Origin of the sequence: Tahibacter aquaticus, from assembly GCF_004363655.1 — a bacterium.
In the GTDB taxonomy this organism is placed as follows: domain Bacteria; phylum Pseudomonadota; class Gammaproteobacteria; order Xanthomonadales; family Rhodanobacteraceae; genus Tahibacter; species Tahibacter aquaticus.
Window position 1 is genome coordinate 107234 of record NZ_SNZH01000009.1, and the last position, 16014, is coordinate 123247.

Consider the following 16014-nt stretch of genomic DNA (forward strand, 5'->3'; position numbering starts at 1 on the left):
GGTCAACAACCGCAGGCTAGTGCAGTATGGAACAGGTTCGGCCAGGCAAGAGATTGCACATGTCCAAGAGTCTGCGGTATGTCCTGCTGCTGTCGATCTGCTGGCTGGCGGCGAGCTGCGAAGCCGCTGAGCGCATGGCGCTGGTCATCGGCAACGCGGCCTACGACAGCGGCCCGCTGCGTAACCCGCGCAACGATGCAGACGATATCGCCGCGCTGCTGCGCGGGCTGCCCGAGCCGCTGCGTTTCCAGGTCGTGCTGGGGCACGACCTGAAGCAGGCGCAGATGATCGGCAAGGTCAAGGAATTCCGCGCCGGCCTGCAGCCCGGCGGCATCGGCCTGATTTTCTACGCCGGCCACGCCGTGGAGTACCAGGCACGCAATTACCTGCTGCCGGTCGACAACGGCAGTATCCATTCCGTCGAAGACGCGCAGTTGCAGGGCATCGATGTCAAAGCGCTGGTCGAGCAGATGGAATCTGCCGGCCCCCGCCTCAGCCTGGTGATCCTGGATGCCTGCCGGGACAATCCCACGCTGTCGCGGCAACGCTCGGCCTCCCGCGGCCTGGCCCGCATCGATGCGCGGCAAGGCACGCTGATCGCCTATGCCGCCAGCGAAGGCATGACGGCAGCCGAGGGCGAGGGGCGCAACTCGCCGTATACGGCGGCCTTGCTCAAGCTGCTGGTCGAACCAGGACTGGAACTGTCGCAGGTGTTCAACCGCGTCGGTGCCGAAGTGGCCCGGGCCACGGCAGGCGGCCAGATTCCCTGGTACTCGTCGTCGCCGTTGCCGGTGGTGCTGCTGGGCGGCGAAGCCAAGACCCGGCCAACGGCCGGTGCCGCCTCCGAGCTGGGCGAACTGTGGCTGCGGGTAGAGCCCCAGGCGGGCGAGCTGTATGTCGACGGCGGCTTCGTCGGCACCGGCGCGCAGACGCTGGCGGACCTGCCAGCCAACGTGAACAGCCGCATCGAAGCGCGCCTGGCCGGCTATCAGCCGGCGGAGAAGATCGTGTTCGTGAAACCCGGCGCACCGACGGCCGTCCTGCTGCGCCTGCAACCGCTGGAGCAGCCGGTCGTGCGCGAGCCGGCGCAGCCGCAGCGGCATTTCCAGGATCCGCTGCACTCGACCGGTTTCGGGCCGGTCATGCAACGCATTCCTGCGGGCAGCATCGAGCTTGAGCAGACGGTCGCGGTGGGCGCGTTTTCCATCGCGGAGACCGAGGTCAGTTTCGCCGACTACCAGCTGTGCGTCGATGCCGGCGCCTGCGCCGATCCTCCCGTCGCGCGAAGCCAGCGGCAAAGCGATCTTCCGGTAACCCAGGTCAGCTGGGACGACGCGCGCCGCTACAGCACCTGGCTGGGCAAGGAGACGGGGCGCAAGTATCGCCTGCCGACCGAGATCGAGTGGCTGTACGCTGCCTTCCCGGGCCGGCAGACGGTGTACTGGTGGGGCAACGACGTCGGGCAGGCTCGGGCCAACTGCAAGGGCTGCGGCAGCCGCTTCGAAGGCCGCCTGGCGCCGGTGAAGTCGTTCGCACCGAATGATTTCGGCCTGTACGACACGGCAGGCAATGTCTGGGAATGGACCCAGGATTGTTTTCGTGTCCAGCTCGGGCTGGTGTCCGCGGTGGCGTCCGGGCTCGACCGCTGTCCCTCGCGCGCGCGCCGCGGCGGTGCCTGGAACAGCGGGCCTGCCAGCATGAGTGAGAGTGCGCGTGCGCAGGCGGCACCCGATCTGCGCAGCGGCGATCTCGGATTCCGCGTCGCCGCAGATCCATGACCGCCGATGAATGAGGGGAGTGCGCCATGAAGCCCGGGATTGCAGCAAATCTGTTCTGGATCGTTCTGCTCAGTCTGCCCGCGTGGTCGGCCGAACGCGTGGCACTCGTCATGGGCAACGGCGCCTACGCAGAGACGGCGCTGCGCAATCCACGCAACGATGCCAGCGACGTGGCCGCGCGCCTGGAGTTGCTGGGATTTGCCGTCACCCGTGCCATCGACCTCGACAGCGCGGCCATGCAGCGACAGGTCGGCGACTTTCATGCCCGGCTGCAGCCAGGCAGCATCGCGGTGTTCTACTACTCGGGCCACGGTGTGGAAATCGGCGGCCGGAACTATCTGTTGCCGGTGGACAACGCCGGCCTGCGCTCGGCCGGGGACGTGGCCGGGCGAAGCCTGGATCTGCGCCGTGTGGTCGAAGGTATGCAGGTCAGCGGGTCTTTGCTCAACCTCGTCATACTGGACGCCTGCCGCGACAATCCCTTGCCCTCGGCCCTGCGTTCGGGCAGCCGCGGGCTGGCAGCGATGGACGCACAGCGCGGCACCCTGATCGCCTACGCGACACGGGCCGGTGCCACCGCGGCCGACGGCGACGGAAGAAATTCGCCGTATACCCGCGCCTTGCTCAAAATGCTGGCGATTCCTGATCTGGAAATAACGCAGTTGTTCAATCGTATTGGAATGGAAGTGTCCACGCAGACGCGCGGTGCCCAGGTGCCGTGGTTTTCGTCGTCGCCGGTCCCGTCGATCGCGCTGGCGGCGTCGCGCCAGTCCAGCCCGGCGGCTGCCGCCGAGGGAACGCTGCGCATCACGGTAGAGCCGGCCGACGCGCAGATCCACCTGGACGGCCGGCCTATCGGCAGCGGCGCACAGACGGTGCAGGCGCTGGCGCCCAACAGCAAGCACCGGATCGAAGCGCGCAAGCCCGGCCTGCAGAGCCAGGTCGTCACGGCATTGATCAAGTCACGCGCGGTGACCGAAGTGCACCTGCGCCTGCCGGCACACGATGCTCCTGCGGCATCGGTACGCGCCGAAGCGGCGGCCGGTACGCTGCCCGCCGGCCTGCGCGATCCGCTCAAGAGCGGCGGCCAGGGCCCGGAAATGGTGCTGATACGCGGCGCCAGCTATCAGCGTGGCAACCCGCGCGGCGACAGCGACGAGCAGCCTGCGCGCACGGTGTCCCTGGCTACCTTCGCCATCGGCAAGTACGAGGTGACCGTGGCGGAATACCGGCGCTACGCCGAATCGCGCGGGCTGACTACGGCGCCGGACGACGAGCAGCGCCGCCGGGTGGCGCACTTCGTCGCCAATTCCGCCATCGACGATCTGGACGAACTCAGGCAGACCAGTGCCTGCTACGCGTACGACGAACAGCGGGGCAACTGGTGGTGGCAGGTGGGGCTCAGCTGGCATACCACCGGCTACGACCAGGCCGAGACGTATCCGGTGGTCTGCGTCAACAAGGACGAAGCACAGAATTATGCCACCTGGCTGAGCGCGCAGACCGGGCGCAAATACCGCCTGCCCAGCGAAGCCGAACTCGAATTCGTCATCCGCGCCGGCAGCACGACCAGCCTTCCCTGGGGCGACGATCCTGCCCAGGCCTGCGCCTACGCAAACATTGCCGACCAGAGCAAGCTCGAACCTTACTCCTGGGGGCCTGGCTCCGTGGCCTGCACCGACGGCGCATGGTACGTGCGCAGCGTCGGTTCCTATCGGCCGAATGCCCTGGGCCTGTACGACACCATCGGCAACGTCTGGGAATGGACCGAGGACTGCTACGCCGAGAATTACCGCGCCGCGCCGACGGACGGAAAACCCTTCGTACAGCGCGGCTGCAATCGCGGCGTGGTCCGCGGCGGCGGCTTCGACAGCGGCCCAGACCAGATGCGTCCGGCGAATCGGCGCTTTGTATACCATGAAAATGGTGGTCGGGCGCAGAGCGTCGGCTTTCGCGTCGTCGCGGAAATGTGACCGGCCGGTGCAGGCATGAATGGCGGTGCAGGCCGGCGGCTATCCGCCGCCAGAATGTAATGCGGATTGCCTGCTTTTCCACTTCGGCGACAGGCAGCAATGGCCGCCTGTGCGGCCGGCATTGCGCTTCACCGGCGGCCTGGCAGCGGCGCCGTCGCCGCCGCCACGTCATGCGAATCGCTTTCGAGATCTTCCAGCGCCCCGATCAGGCGCTGCACGTCGGCGGCATAGAATCCGGCGGAGTTGAGCGTGTTGATCTCTACGATGCGCGGGCCGTCCGGTGTGTCGCACACATCGATGACGAAGGCGCGGTGCGGCTGCCAGTCGGCAATGGCTTCGCCGACGAACCTGTCGAGGCGTTCGTCCACCTCGGACGAATAGGCAACGCGTGCGCCGCGCTTGTAGAGCGACCGGGTGACAATCTGGCCGCCGACGATCCAGAAACGGTACTCGGCCTGGATGAGCTTTGGCCTACATACCTGGATCAGCGTTTCGGGCGTCAAGCTGGTGCCATAGTCCAGATTCAAATCGCAGACGCGATGCTGCCACGCGGCGAATTCCGCGGGACCGAATACGCCGCCGGCAAAATATTTGGAATCGTCGATGGGGCGTACGAACGCCGCCTCGCTCAGGCGTGCATCGCGGAAAGCGATCACCTGCGAGTCGAAATTGAGCATGCGTTCGCCCCATGCGTCTTTTTGTACAAGAAAATTTTGCTCGAAAAGATCGTAGATACCCGGCGTCCAGCCAAAATGCCTGGCAGAGTGGCGCATCGAGTACGAGCCAAGGCAGATTACCTTGGCGGTATCCAGCACCGGAGCGGGCAACAGCTCGCCGACGAACGGCACGACCGTGTGAATACTGTGCGGAAGCCCGAAACGCTCAAGCGCAGCCAGTAGCGTTTCCCACTCGGGTTCCTTGAAAAGATTGGCTTGAAGTATCCAGTGCATGCGAAAAGAGATCCGTGCAAGACAGGGTGACGGCGCTGGTGCTGGTGCCGCACAGTCTAGTGTGCTGTCTCGTAAATACGGTAAAGAAATTCCGGCTGGATTTCGCCGGGAGACCAGGCGCGATCAGGCGGCGTAGCAGCGCTACGGCGACGAATCGCAACGACGTATCGCGGCGAAAGACACGGGAATTATTTAGGTATCTGCGAAATAGGACACTAGAATCGGCGCAATTCCTGGAGTTTTTCCATGTTGCAGCTGTCCCCAGCGTTCGGCGCGCGCTGTCGTGCCTGCTTGCCGTCGGCGCACTGGCTGCCGCGGCGCAGGCTCAGTTGCCCGCACCCTTGCCCACGCCGAATCTGCCGCTGACCGTGGCGGGTGATATCAGTTCGATCGCGTACCAGCCCGACGGAGCGCTCATCGTTGCCGGCAACTTCGACCGCGCCGGCGGCGTGGATCGCAGGAACCTGCTGCGAATTCAACCCGACGGCTCGATGGACATGGCCTGGGCGCCTCGCGTCGATGGCTGGACCTATGCACTGGCTGTCGGTCCGGACGGCGGCATCTATGTCGGCGGCTACCTGGAAAGCGTCAACGGCGTGGACGTCGGCAACGGTCTGCGCAAGCTCGACGGCGCCACCGTGACGGACTACGTTGCGGACACCGATACGTCTGCCGTGTTCGGCCTGTATGTCGACAGCAGCTCCCGCGTGCACCTGACGGGATACCGCGTGGAACGGCCGGTACGCCGCCTGCTGCCGGACGGCACCATGGATTGGAGCTGGGGCACGAGCATGTCGTCGACGACCAGCGCCGGGCTGCAGCGCGTGGGCAATGACCTCTACGTCAACATCAGGTCGGACGGCGATTTCTCGCCGCGCCGGCTCTCGCTGCTCACGGGCATCCTGGATGCGGACTGGAACGTGGCGATGGAATCCTTCGTGGCGCTGTCGATTGCACCGGCTGCCGACGGCGACCTGTTCATCGGCGGCTATTTCGACAGCGTCAACGGTGTGCCGCGCCGTCATCTGGCGCGCGTGTCGTCGACGACGCCGGTACAGGTGCGCGAATGGAATCCCTCGCCGGATAACAGTGTGTATGGCGTCGGTACGACGGCAAACGGGCGCCTGTTCGTCAGCGGCTATTTCACCCAGGTCGGCGGCAAGCCGCGCAATGGCAACGCCGAACTCGCGCCATCCGACGGCGCTGCGCTGGACAGCTGGATTGCGCCGGTGGGCAGCATGCAGCAGCTGCTGGCCGACGACCGCATCTATTTCTCCACCAGCCCGCGCGGCGTCATTGCCTACCCGCTGGCTGTCGGCGATACCATTTTTGCGTCGCCGTTCGAGTGACACAAAACGATCGGAGCAATGCAGCCTACTAGTGTCCTGTCTCGCAAATACCGTTAAACAATTCCGGAGTCTTTGGCCGCAATACGTCGTTGCGATTCGTCGCTGTAGCGCTGCTACGCCTCCTCATCGCGCCTAGTCTCCCGGCGAAATCCAGCCGGAATTTCCTCGCCGTATTTACAAGACGGGACACTGCGCGCGTCGATCGGGCTCGCCTGTCCGGGACTGTTGTTCTACGGTTATCGGCAGCGCAAGCGCTGCAGCATCAGCAGCAGATGCGCCGCGCTCCAGCTGAAGTTGGATGCGCCCAGGCGTTCGCCGCTGAGAGGGTTGTAGTTCTCGTATATCGGCGCGGTTCCTGCCAGTCCGTCTGCCTGCTGCGCAAGACGCTGGCACAGCCGGCTGGCTTCGCGCTGCCTGCCCTGGCGTTCCAGCGCGCGCAGGGCAAAGTCGTACTGGTCCAGCCAGACGCGGCCGCGCCAATAGCCGGTGGCATCGAAATCGGCCGCACTGCGCGCCAGGGTCGGAAAGGGCAGCGGCGTCGCGAACTCCTTGCTGTCGAGCAGTACCCGTGTCGCCGCCTGGCCTTGTAGCGGCGTGGCGATGCCGGTCCAGAGCGGGGCAAATCCTTCGGGACCACGGCCGCGTCCGACCAGCAAGGTGCCGGGGCAGCGGTTTGCCCTGTCTGCCGGCAGCGGCGTCGTTTCCGGCGCAAGAACCCGGTCGTAGAAATAGCCGCTGGCCGGGTCGAAAAAGCAGCGCTGGATGCGCTCGCTCAGCTGCCGTGCCTCGGCGTCCAGCATGGCCGCATCCTCCGCATGACCGACGCGGCGGGCAATCCGGGCGAGCAGAAACTTTTCCTGCGCAAGGAAACTGTTCTGATCGACGGAAACCTGGTTGATCGACCAGCCGACAAGCTGGCCATGCGCGTCGCGATTCTCCAGCACGAGCGTCGGCATGCCCTGCGCATCGCGGGGAAAGAAGCGCGCCGCATTGTCCATGCCCGATTCCCAGGCGGCCGCTTCGATCACGGGCAGCTGGAACTGCAGTTCCGGATGGCTGTGCTGCAGGCGCCGGTACAGGTCGTAGCCTTTGCAGTCGTAGCCTTGCGTCGTGTCGGCAGGCGTGCAGCCGGGGTCTGGCGATCGTGCTGCCTGCAGCACCGTGAAGCGCAGCCGGCCTTGTTCGTCTTCGTGCGCGGGGTGGCGCGTGGCGCCGAATTCCACCAGTCCGTCCTGGTCGCTGTCGCGGTTGCGGTACCACCAGCGGTGATAGGCCAGCAGCCTGGGATACAGGGCCTCGAGCCACGCGCGGTCCGGCGCCTGCCGGTCGATTTCCCACGCCGCCCAGGTAGCCAGGGCCGGCTTGGAATTGCGCTCGTTCCAGTTGTAGCCGTCTTCGCCACGTTCGGCGCTGCGGCGAAAAAACACATTGTCGATGACCATGCCGCTGTCTTGAGGACGCAGCGTGTCGGCATCGCCGATCTGATGGTCGAACAGCGCGAGCACGCTGTTGCGTGCCAGGACGGGATCGACCAGGGCTACGCCGGCCGCATGTTTCCAGCTGTCCCAGGCCCAGGCACCGTTGAACCAGCGCGCGGTCGTCGAGGGCACGATGGCATCGTGGCGCAGTGCGCCGGCCGGTGCGCGCCAGTTGCCGATCAGGGTTTCCACCGCCTTGATCGCCAGTGGACGTTCGGCTGGCGTCATCGCGCGGCGGATGCTGGCCAGATAGTGTTGCCAGCGTTTCTCGCTGGCTGCGAAGGCGGCCGCAATCGCCGCAGGCGTCAGGCGCGTGGCCGCGTCGCCGGCCAGGTAGTAGCTCTGCACGGTCCACACGGTATGCGTTGCGCCCGGCGCGATCTGCCAGGCGGCGCCGGTAGAGACATACGCCAGTCCGTCGATGACGGTTTCGGCAGGCTCGCTGCGCTGGATGCGGTAGCCCGCGCCGCTGCCGAAACGCAGCGCCTGGGCATCGTCCACGCCCTCCAGCGCCAGATGCAGGCTGCTGGCGTCGCTGGACCAGCGCGGCTGCCAGCGCGGATAGCGCGCCGCGACCGTCTCGCCCGAGCGGCTGCTGAAACGCGGCAGCAGTGCACCGTGCCAGCGCGGCGTGAGCTGCAAATGCTGCGTGCCGGAATTGCGCAGCCGGGTACGCACGGCGGCGCTGCGCGGCCCGATGAAGCGCAGCTCCAGATCGAGTTCCAGTGCGGGCAGGCGATAGCGCAGCTGCAGGCGTCCCGGCGCCGCGCAGCGTAGCGTTTCGCCGGACGCCAGCGCGATGCGCTGGCCGCTGGCGTCGCTGAGTTCCAGCCGGTCCAGGCCTTGCGCGAGGAATACGGCGTATTCCTCGGCGACGACCAGCGGCCCGGTGAAGCCGACATCGTCCGCGGCGTCGGCCGGCAGCAGGAAGCCATGCCAGGCTCCGGCATCGAACAGCGGATTGAAGCGCTGGTTTCCGGCGGCATCGAAGTCCTGCATGGCCTGGGGGCTGCCCTGCCGGTCGAGCTGACTGTCGGCACAGGGGCTGGCGGCTGCGCCGGCGGCTGCCTGGCCCGTTGCCGACAGCGCGAGCAGCAGGCCCGCAATGGTTTGCAGCGTCATGGCGTGGCTTCTTCCCACACCAGCACCTGTGCCGGCGCCAGCGGATTGCTGCCGAGCAGTATTTTTGCATTTTGCGGCAAAGTCAGCCGGCTCGGGGCAGGGTTGTAGTTGACGGCGATGTACAGGCCGTCGCGCCATTCCAGATAGGTGCCGGGCGGCAGGTCTTCGATGGCCACGCCGGCGCGCCGGTACACCTCGCGCAGCAGCGTTCTTTCCAGCACGCCGTCGTCCGTCCACACGCCGATGTAGGTGACGCTGCCACGGCCGAGCCTGCGCGTGACCGCTGCAGCCTTGCCGGCGTGATCGCCACCGGCATAGCGCGCCAGCACTTCGCTGCCTTGCCGCGGCGCCAGCAGATCGGCCCAGCGCTGCCAGGTATGCGACCGTCCGCCCATCGTCACCGTTGCGGCGACGCCGTCGGGCAATACATCGAAACCTTCGATGTCGGCGCCGACAAGCCCGGCCACCAGGCTGCCCAACGGCGCCTCGGGAAAATGCCCCTTGGCGTCCTTGTGTCCGCTGCGCGGCGTCAGGATCAGATGGCCGCCACCCTCGACGTAGCTGCGCCACTTCTGCACCAGTTCCGTGCTCACCATCTGGTAGGCCGGCGCCACCAGAAACGGGTAGTCGGCGAAGCGGTCGGTTTCGCTGACGAACTGCAGCGGTGCGCCGGTGCTCTTGATCGCCTGGCTGTACAGGTTGCGATGCGCCCAGGTCTGCCATTTGGTCGTCTGGCGCTGGATTTCCAGATCCCAGTACACGTCGTGGCTCCAGAGCAGGCCGGTCTTGCGTGCGGCCAGCCGGGCGGGCAGGGGGCGCGGTGCGGCTTTCGTCGTGAGCTTGCCGACCTCGCGCAAGGCATCGGTGAATTCCTTGCCGCTGCGCGACAAGGTCACGCCGTCGGTACCGACGATGCCCTCGTGATACATCTCGCTGCCGCGCAGCGGGTGGCGATAGCGGTAGGTGCCGAGCAGGGAAACGCCGCCGGCATAGGCATGCCACATCCACATGCGGATCGCGCCCCGCGCCGGCTGCGGCGTGATTTCCGACCAGTTGACCTGGCCGGGCTGCAGTTCCATCAGGCCGAAGCGCCGGCCCAGGCTGCCGTAGTAGCCGATGGCTTCCATCAGCCGCGTCGGGTTGCCGATCTTGTAGCTGTCGCCGCCGAGGATATTCGCGCCGGCGACGGGGTAGAGGGTAAACGTGGAGAAATCCAGTTCTTTGGCCCGGCGCGGATCGGTGCCCGTGGTGACGTTGGTGTAGTTGGTGGTGATCCACTGGTCGCGGCTGCGTTCGCGCAGCAGGGCGGCCTGCCCGTCGAGAAACTGCGCCGTGGTATCGGCCTGGAAGCGGGCCAGGTCGAGCAGGGCGTGCGGGCTGAGCTTGTCTTCGGCGGCCAGGGTCGGATTCGGCAGGCGCACTTGGTCGAAGTGCGCGTAGCGCGTGCTCCAGAATGAACCGGCCCAGGCCTCGTTCAAGGCATCGATGCTGGCATAGCGCTGCCTGAGCCAGCGGCGGAAGGCCTGCTGCGCACTCGGACTGTAGTCGGCGAAGCTGCCCGGCTCGTTGTCCAGCTGCCAGCCCCAGACGCGCTTGTCGTGTCCGTAGCGCTCGCCCAGTGCCTTGACCATGCGGTTCACAAAGTCGCGGTAGCGTGGATTGGCCAGCGACAGATCGGCGCGGATGCCGTGCTCGTGGCGCTGGCCCCGTTCGTCGACGCGATACACCTCAGGATAGCGTTCGCCCATCCAGGCCGGCACCGCGGCGGAAGGCGTGCACAGAATCACCTTCAGGCCGGCGCGATGGGCCAGGTCGATGGCTTTGTCCAGCCAGGCGAAATCGAAGCGGCCTTCCTCTGGCTCGAAATAGGTCCAGGCGAATTCGCCGAAATGCGTGAACTCGAAGCCGAGCTTGGCGATGTTGCCGAGATCGCGCGACCATTGCTGTTGCGGCCACTGCTCGGGGTAGTAGAACACGCCGACGCTCATGTGCGATGCCGGCAGCGCGGTGTCGAGGTCGATACGGTTGGCAGCCGGGCCTTGCGTGTTGCCCTGCGGTGCTGTGCCGGCTGCTGCGCAAGCGGCTGCGGCAAGCAGGAACATATGTATGATAAAACGCACGACCCCCGAGAAAACCCGCATGAATCTCCACTCCCAGCGCAATCGACCCAATCAACATACCCCGGCGCGCCTGCGCGCCTCTATGCATTTGGCATCGTTGGCATGAAGCTTTTGGCCATTCAGGCAGCCGGCGATCTGGCCGGGCAGCATTGGCAGGTCCGCGGCACGATCAAGCCGCTTCCTTCCTATGCCGACCAGAATTTCCTGATCCGCAGCAGCGACGGTGACTTTGTGCTGAAGCTGGCCAATGCCGGCTGGAGCCATGCCGATCTGGACCTGGAAAACCAGGCGATGATGCTGCTGGCGCGCAGCGAGCCCGGCTATGCCTGGCCGCGCGTACAGACCGCCGTGGACGGGCGCCATATCCTCAGCGTGGACATCGATGGCGAGCGCCGCCAGCTTCGCCTGCTCAGCTACGTGCCCGGCAGAACCTATGCCGACGCAGTCGCCGGCCTGCCCAGGGCACAGCGCAGCGCGCTGCAGGCCAGCCTGGGCCGGGCGGTGGCCTGCATGAACCGTGGGCTGGCCGCGCTGCACCATCCCGCTGCGCAGCGCGCGCAGGAATGGAATCTGCTGAACCTGCCGGCGCTGCTGGACGAGGTCGTGCATATCGGCGATGCGCCGCTGCGCGAGATGGTCGGGCGGCATGCGACAGCCTTCTGCGCGGCGCTGCCGTCGCTGGCGGGGCGCCTGCCGCTGTGCGTGCTGCACAACGATGCCAACGACCTGAATGTCATCGTCGGCGAACAGGCCGAAGTGACTGCTGTCATCGACTTCGGCGACATGTGTACGGGCTTCCGCCTGGCCGAGCTGGCCATCGCCTGCACCTATGCCATGCAGCACGAAGAAGACCCGGTCGAGTGCGCGCAGCATATTCTGCGCGGTTACCTGTCGCAGGGCGAACTGCTGCCTGCGGAGCGTGAGTCGCTGCACGCTTTCATCGTCGCGCGGCTGTGCCACAGCATCCTTATGGCTACGCGTGCCTTGCGCCAGCAGCCGGACAACCCGCATATCCTCGTTTCGCAGGACGGCGTGCGCGCCCTGCTGCGCAAGCTCGACAGCGTGCCTGCGGGCGAACTTCTCATGGCTGCGACGGAGATACCGAGTGAGTGACCTTAGCCGTTCCCGCCCGCTGACGCCGAATGTACTGGACAGTGTGCCTGCGCGCGGCAGCGACGAACTGCTGCGCCTGCGCGCGCGTCATCTGAACCCGACGCTGAGCGTGTCCTACCGCGAGCCGCTGAAGATTGTGCGCGGCGAGGGCGCCTGGCTGTTCGATGCCGATGGTCGCGCCTATCTGGACATGGTGAACAATGTCTGCCACGTCGGACATTGCCATCCCCGCGTGGTGGCGGCCGGCCAGCGCCAGATGGCGCTGCTCAATACCAACACGCGCTACCTGCACGACAACCTGGTCGAATACGCGCTGCGCCTGACCGCGACCCTGCCGCCGGCACTGTCCGTCGTGTTCCTGACCAATTCCGGCTCCGAAGCCAACGACCTGGCGCTGCGGCTGGTACAGGCCCATGTGTGTGCACGGGGCACCGTCGTCGTCGACCATGCCTACCATGGCAACCTGTCCTCGCTGATCGACCTGAGCCCGTACAAGTTCAACGGCAAAGGCGGGCCGGGAAAACCTTCACATGTGGAAGTTGCACCGATGCCCGACACCTATCGCGGCCCCTGCCGCGATGCGGCGGCTGCCGGCGCGCACTATGCGCGCGGCGTCGCCGGGGCCGTCGCGCGCCTGGCCGGGCGCGATCTGCGCACCGGCGTATTCCTCTGCGAATCGCTGCTGGGCTGCGGCGGCCAGATCGTGCTCCCCGACGGCTATCTTGCGGCGGCCTATGCTGCGGTGCGCGCCAGCGGCGGCCTGTGCCTGGCCGACGAGGTACAGGTTGGCTTCGGCCGCGCAGGCGAGCATTTCTGGGCCTTCCAGCGGCAAGGCGTGGTGCCCGATATCCTGACCCTGGGCAAACCCATCGCCAACGGCCATCCCATGGGTGCTGTGGTCACCACGCCGGAGATCGCCGCGAGCTTCGTCAGCGGCATGGAATACTTCAACACCTACGGCGGCAACCCGGTGTCATGCGCCATCGCGCTGGCGGTGCTGGACGTGATCGCCGACGAACAGCTGCAGCAGCAGGCGGCCAGCGTGGGAGAATTCCTGCAGGCAGGGCTGCGTACGCTGCAGCAGGACTACGAGCCGATCGGCGATGTACGCGGCTGCGGCCTGTTCCTGGGCGTGGAAATCGTCAAGGATCGCGCCGCACGAACGCCTGACAGTGCCGTCGCCAGAACCATCGTGGAAGCCATGAAACAGCGGCAGATCCTGCTGTCCACCGACGGGCCGGACGACAACGTGCTGAAGATCAAGCCACCGCTGGTTTTCAGCCGCGACAACGCTGCGGAGTTTCTGCACAAGCTGGCCGAAGTGCTCGCCCGGCTGCCGGCGGCGGCCTGACGCCAGCAGGCGCACTTGCCCGCCTCGGCCGCTGCGTACAGGCCAACAGGCCAACAGGCCACCTGGGAACCACGTAGGCTGGAGTGCGCCTGCAGCTTATCCCGGCCTACTTGGGCAAAAATTCAGACATCGGGGCAACACCCAATTCTGCCGAAGAGGCTTGCGCAGGAACGCACCCCTGCCCAGGCCTCAGGCCTGTTCGAGGTCCAGCACAGCAGGCGCGCTGCTGCCACCCACGCTCACCAGCACCTGCATCTGCAGCGTGCGGCGCTGGCCCTGCTGCAGTGCTGCCCAGGCGAGGGCCAGCGGCGCTGCGTCGACGTCGTGTGCGCCGCTGCGGATCAGTGCGGCGAAATGGGTATAAAGCGCCGCATATTCCCCTTGTTGCGGCACAGGGCAGGGCTGTCCGTCGATGCTCAGGCGGGCACCGCCGTGACTCAGCACCAGTTGCGCCTGGGCCGTATCGATGACGATGTTCCAGCACGCCGCACCGGCATGCAGGAAGTCCAGTTCCATCGCGACAGGCGCGGCGGCGCAGCGCAGGCCGATGCGTGCCGCTGCCGGCATGGGGCTGTCCAGCGGGCAATCCAGCTCGGCGTCCCCGAAGACCAGCGGTGCAGGCAGGATATGCGTGAGTATCGACAGCGCATTGATGCCCGGGTCGAGCACGCCGAATCCGCCGTCTCGCCACAGCCATTCCTGGCCGGGATGCCAGATGCGGTGGTCTTCCTTCCAGCTCACCTGCACGCGGGTGACGGTCTGCCGGCGCAAGGCCGCGCGGACGCTGTCCACGGCCGGCGCAAACCGCGAATGCCAGGCGGCAAACAGGCTGACGCCCTGGCGCAGCGCGAGCTGGCGCAGGTCGTCGAGTTCCTGCGGCTGCACGCAGGGCGGCTTTTCCAGCAGTACATGGCAGCCGCGCAGCAGGGCCTGCCGCGCCAGCGGCGCGCGGACGGCGGGTGGTGTGCACAAAGCAACAGCCTGGATTTGTGCATGCGCGTCCAGTGCCGCATCGAGATCGGCATAGGCGGGAATACCGTCCACGCCAGCGGCAGGGTCGATCGTGGCGACGAGGGCGAAGGCATCGCTGGCGGCGAGGCTGGGCAGGTGCTGGTCGCGGGCGATCTTGCCCACGCCGGCCAGGGCCAGGCCAATGCGGTTCATCGTGTGCTGCGCGCCGGGCGCCGCGCAGGCCGCAGCGCTGCGGCAGGTTTTGACTGGGCCGCGGCGGTAAGGTCGAGCACTTCCTGTATCAGTTTGCGCATGGCCTTGGCGGCGGCCTCGGGCCGGTGCGCCATGATCGCGTCGGCAACGGACTTGTGATCGGGGATGCTGGCCTGGCGCACGCCTTTGTAGCGATTGGTCGCGCGGATGCTGAAGCGCAGCGCCGTGGTGATCAGATCGGTGAACTGGGCGTAGAAGCGGTTGTTCGTCGCCCGCAGGATGGCGACGTGAAAGGCGATGTCGGATTCCAGCGGATCGTCTTCGCCGCGCGCTGCCGCACGCATGCGTTCGATGGCCTGCGCGATGGGACGCAGCTGGCTGTCGTCGCGCACCTGTGCCGCCAGCGCCGCGGCGGCGGGTTCCACCGCGGCGCGGACCTGGGTGAATTCCTGCAGCAGGCGCGCGGAGAACTTCCGCTCCAGTATCCAGCCCAGAATATCCGGATCGAGCAGGTTCCACTGCGCTTCGGGCTGCACCCAGGTACCGCGGCGCGGCAGTGCGGCCAGCAGTCCTTTCGAGGTGAGCATCTTCACTGCTTCGCGCAGTACCGGCCGGCTGGCCTGGTATTCGCCGCACAGCTCGGACTCCGTGGGAAACGGGCGCTTGTCTGAATACACGCCGGTGACGATGGCCGTGCCCAGGTCGTGCACGATGCTGTGGGTGAGGTTCTTGCCGTCGCGGCGGTCGGTCATCGGCGGTACTCGGGTTCATCCACACCGGAAACGCCGACACGATAGACGAAAACATCGCCGGCATGGGGTTCCCGCGCGCGAACGTCCGCTGCCAGTCCTGCCGCTGCGCTGGTGACGAAGAGCAGGTCGCGCTGCGCGCCGCCGAAACAGACGCAGCTGGGCTGGGTGACCGGCAGCGCCAGTACGCGATCGATGCGTCCGGCCGGCGTATAGCGCACGACCTGGGCGCCGCCCCAGTGCGCCACCCAGAGACAGTCTTCGCTGTCCACGGTGGCTCCGTCGGGAAAGATGTGGCCGGGCGTCTGCGCGAATACCTGGCCTTTGCCCAGCACGCCGTCGGCGAGCGGGTAGCGCCATAGCGTGTGGCGGGCCGAGTCGGCGAAGTACAGCGTGCTGCCGTCCAGGCTGAAGGCGAGGCCATTGCCGATATGCACGCCGTCACGCACCGGCCGCACCATTCCGCGCTCGACGCTGTACAGGCAGGCCTTGGCCAGGCCGCTGCCGTCTTCCACCATGCTGCTGCACCAGAAGCGTCCCGAGCGGTCGACGCGGCCGTCGTTGAGGCGCACGCCCGCGGAAGAACCTGGCAAATTCCACAATGTATCAATATGCCCCGCCGCGGGATCGAACAGGGCCAGGCTGCGGGCGAAGGCGACGAGCAGTTGCCCACTGCCTTGCACCAGGGCCAGCGAGGCGGCACGGTCCGGCAGTGCGAGAACCGCTGTCCTGTCGCTGCTGTCGTGGCAGTAGAGCCGGCGTTCGGCGATGTCGGTCCACCACAGGCAGCGGCGGCGGCTGTCCCAGAGAATGCCTTCCCCCAGGCTGTTTCCGACCGCAAGAATGCCGGCAGGCTGCATGGGCCGG

At 66.6% G+C, this 16014-nt stretch carries 11 protein-coding genes; 5 read left to right on the forward strand and 6 right to left on the reverse strand.

Annotated elements, in window-relative coordinates; all coding sequences use genetic code 11:
• The first annotated feature begins 59 nt into the window (after positions 1-59).
• Both DFR29_RS15515 and DFR29_RS15520 read left to right on the forward strand, forming a co-directional pair.
• Positions 60-1778, forward strand: a complete 1719-nt coding sequence (locus DFR29_RS15515) for an SUMF1/EgtB/PvdO family nonheme iron enzyme (RefSeq protein ID WP_166654120.1) — start codon at positions 60-62, stop codon at positions 1776-1778.
• Positions 1779-1804: 26 nt separating this feature from the next.
• On the forward strand, positions 1805-3751 hold the full coding sequence (locus tag DFR29_RS15520) for an SUMF1/EgtB/PvdO family nonheme iron enzyme (RefSeq protein ID WP_133819526.1): 1947 nt from the start codon (positions 1805-1807) through the stop codon (positions 3749-3751).
• A gap of 128 nt (positions 3752-3879) precedes the next feature.
• Here the strand turns inward: DFR29_RS15520 and DFR29_RS15525 are convergent, their stop codons facing one another.
• Positions 3880-4566, reverse strand: a complete 687-nt coding sequence (locus DFR29_RS15525; protein WP_166654121.1) for an ATP-grasp domain-containing protein — start codon at positions 4564-4566, stop codon at positions 3880-3882.
• A 464-nt stretch (positions 4567-5030) separates the two neighbouring features.
• Between DFR29_RS15525 and DFR29_RS15530 the strand changes: the two genes are divergently transcribed.
• Positions 5031-6050: a delta-60 repeat domain-containing protein gene (locus DFR29_RS15530; protein ID WP_166654122.1), complete on the forward strand. Its 1020-nt coding sequence runs from the start codon at positions 5031-5033 to the stop codon at positions 6048-6050.
• 236 nt (positions 6051-6286) lie between these two features.
• Here DFR29_RS15530 and ygjK read toward each other — a convergent pair whose 3' ends face one another.
• Together ygjK and DFR29_RS15540 are read right to left on the reverse strand one after the other, a co-directional pair.
• Positions 6287-8650 carry an alpha-glucosidase gene (gene ygjK, locus DFR29_RS15535; RefSeq protein ID WP_133819529.1) on the reverse strand — a complete coding sequence of 788 codons (2364 nt, stop codon included), beginning with the start codon at positions 8648-8650 and terminating at the stop codon, positions 6287-6289.
• The gene (locus tag DFR29_RS15540; protein WP_243746071.1) at positions 8647-10770 is read right to left on the reverse strand and encodes a beta-galactosidase; all 2124 of its coding nucleotides are present in this window, start codon (positions 10768-10770) and stop codon (positions 8647-8649) included. Before DFR29_RS15540 ends, ygjK begins: the two co-directional genes overlap by 4 nt.
• A 102-nt stretch (positions 10771-10872) precedes the next feature.
• Between DFR29_RS15540 and DFR29_RS30110 the strand changes: the two genes are divergently transcribed.
• Positions 10873-11883, forward strand: coding sequence for a phosphotransferase (locus DFR29_RS30110; RefSeq protein ID WP_243746072.1), 1011 nt, complete (start codon positions 10873-10875; stop codon positions 11881-11883).
• Positions 11876-13234, forward strand: a complete 1359-nt coding sequence (locus tag DFR29_RS15550; RefSeq protein ID WP_243746073.1) for an aminotransferase class III-fold pyridoxal phosphate-dependent enzyme — start codon at positions 11876-11878, stop codon at positions 13232-13234. The genes DFR29_RS30110 and DFR29_RS15550 overlap by 8 nt, the downstream gene beginning before the upstream one ends.
• Positions 13235-13423: 189 nt before the next feature.
• Here the strand turns inward: DFR29_RS15550 and DFR29_RS15555 are convergent, their stop codons facing one another.
• Genes DFR29_RS15555 through DFR29_RS15565 form a run of 3 tightly spaced genes read right to left on the reverse strand, consistent with a single transcriptional unit; the run spans position 13424 to position 16007 of the window.
• Positions 13424-14398, reverse strand: a complete 975-nt coding sequence (locus DFR29_RS15555) for a Gfo/Idh/MocA family protein (protein ID WP_133819533.1) — start codon at positions 14396-14398, stop codon at positions 13424-13426.
• A complete protein-coding gene (locus DFR29_RS15560; RefSeq protein WP_133819534.1) occupies positions 14395-15150 on the reverse strand; it encodes a FadR/GntR family transcriptional regulator in 756 nt (251 codons plus the stop codon). The genes DFR29_RS15555 and DFR29_RS15560 overlap by 4 nt, the downstream gene beginning before the upstream one ends.
• A complete protein-coding gene (locus DFR29_RS15565) occupies positions 15147-16007 on the reverse strand; it encodes an SMP-30/gluconolactonase/LRE family protein (RefSeq protein WP_133819535.1) in 861 nt (286 codons plus the stop codon). The genes DFR29_RS15560 and DFR29_RS15565 overlap by 4 nt, the downstream gene beginning before the upstream one ends.
• Between the last annotated feature and the right edge of the window lie 7 nt (positions 16008-16014).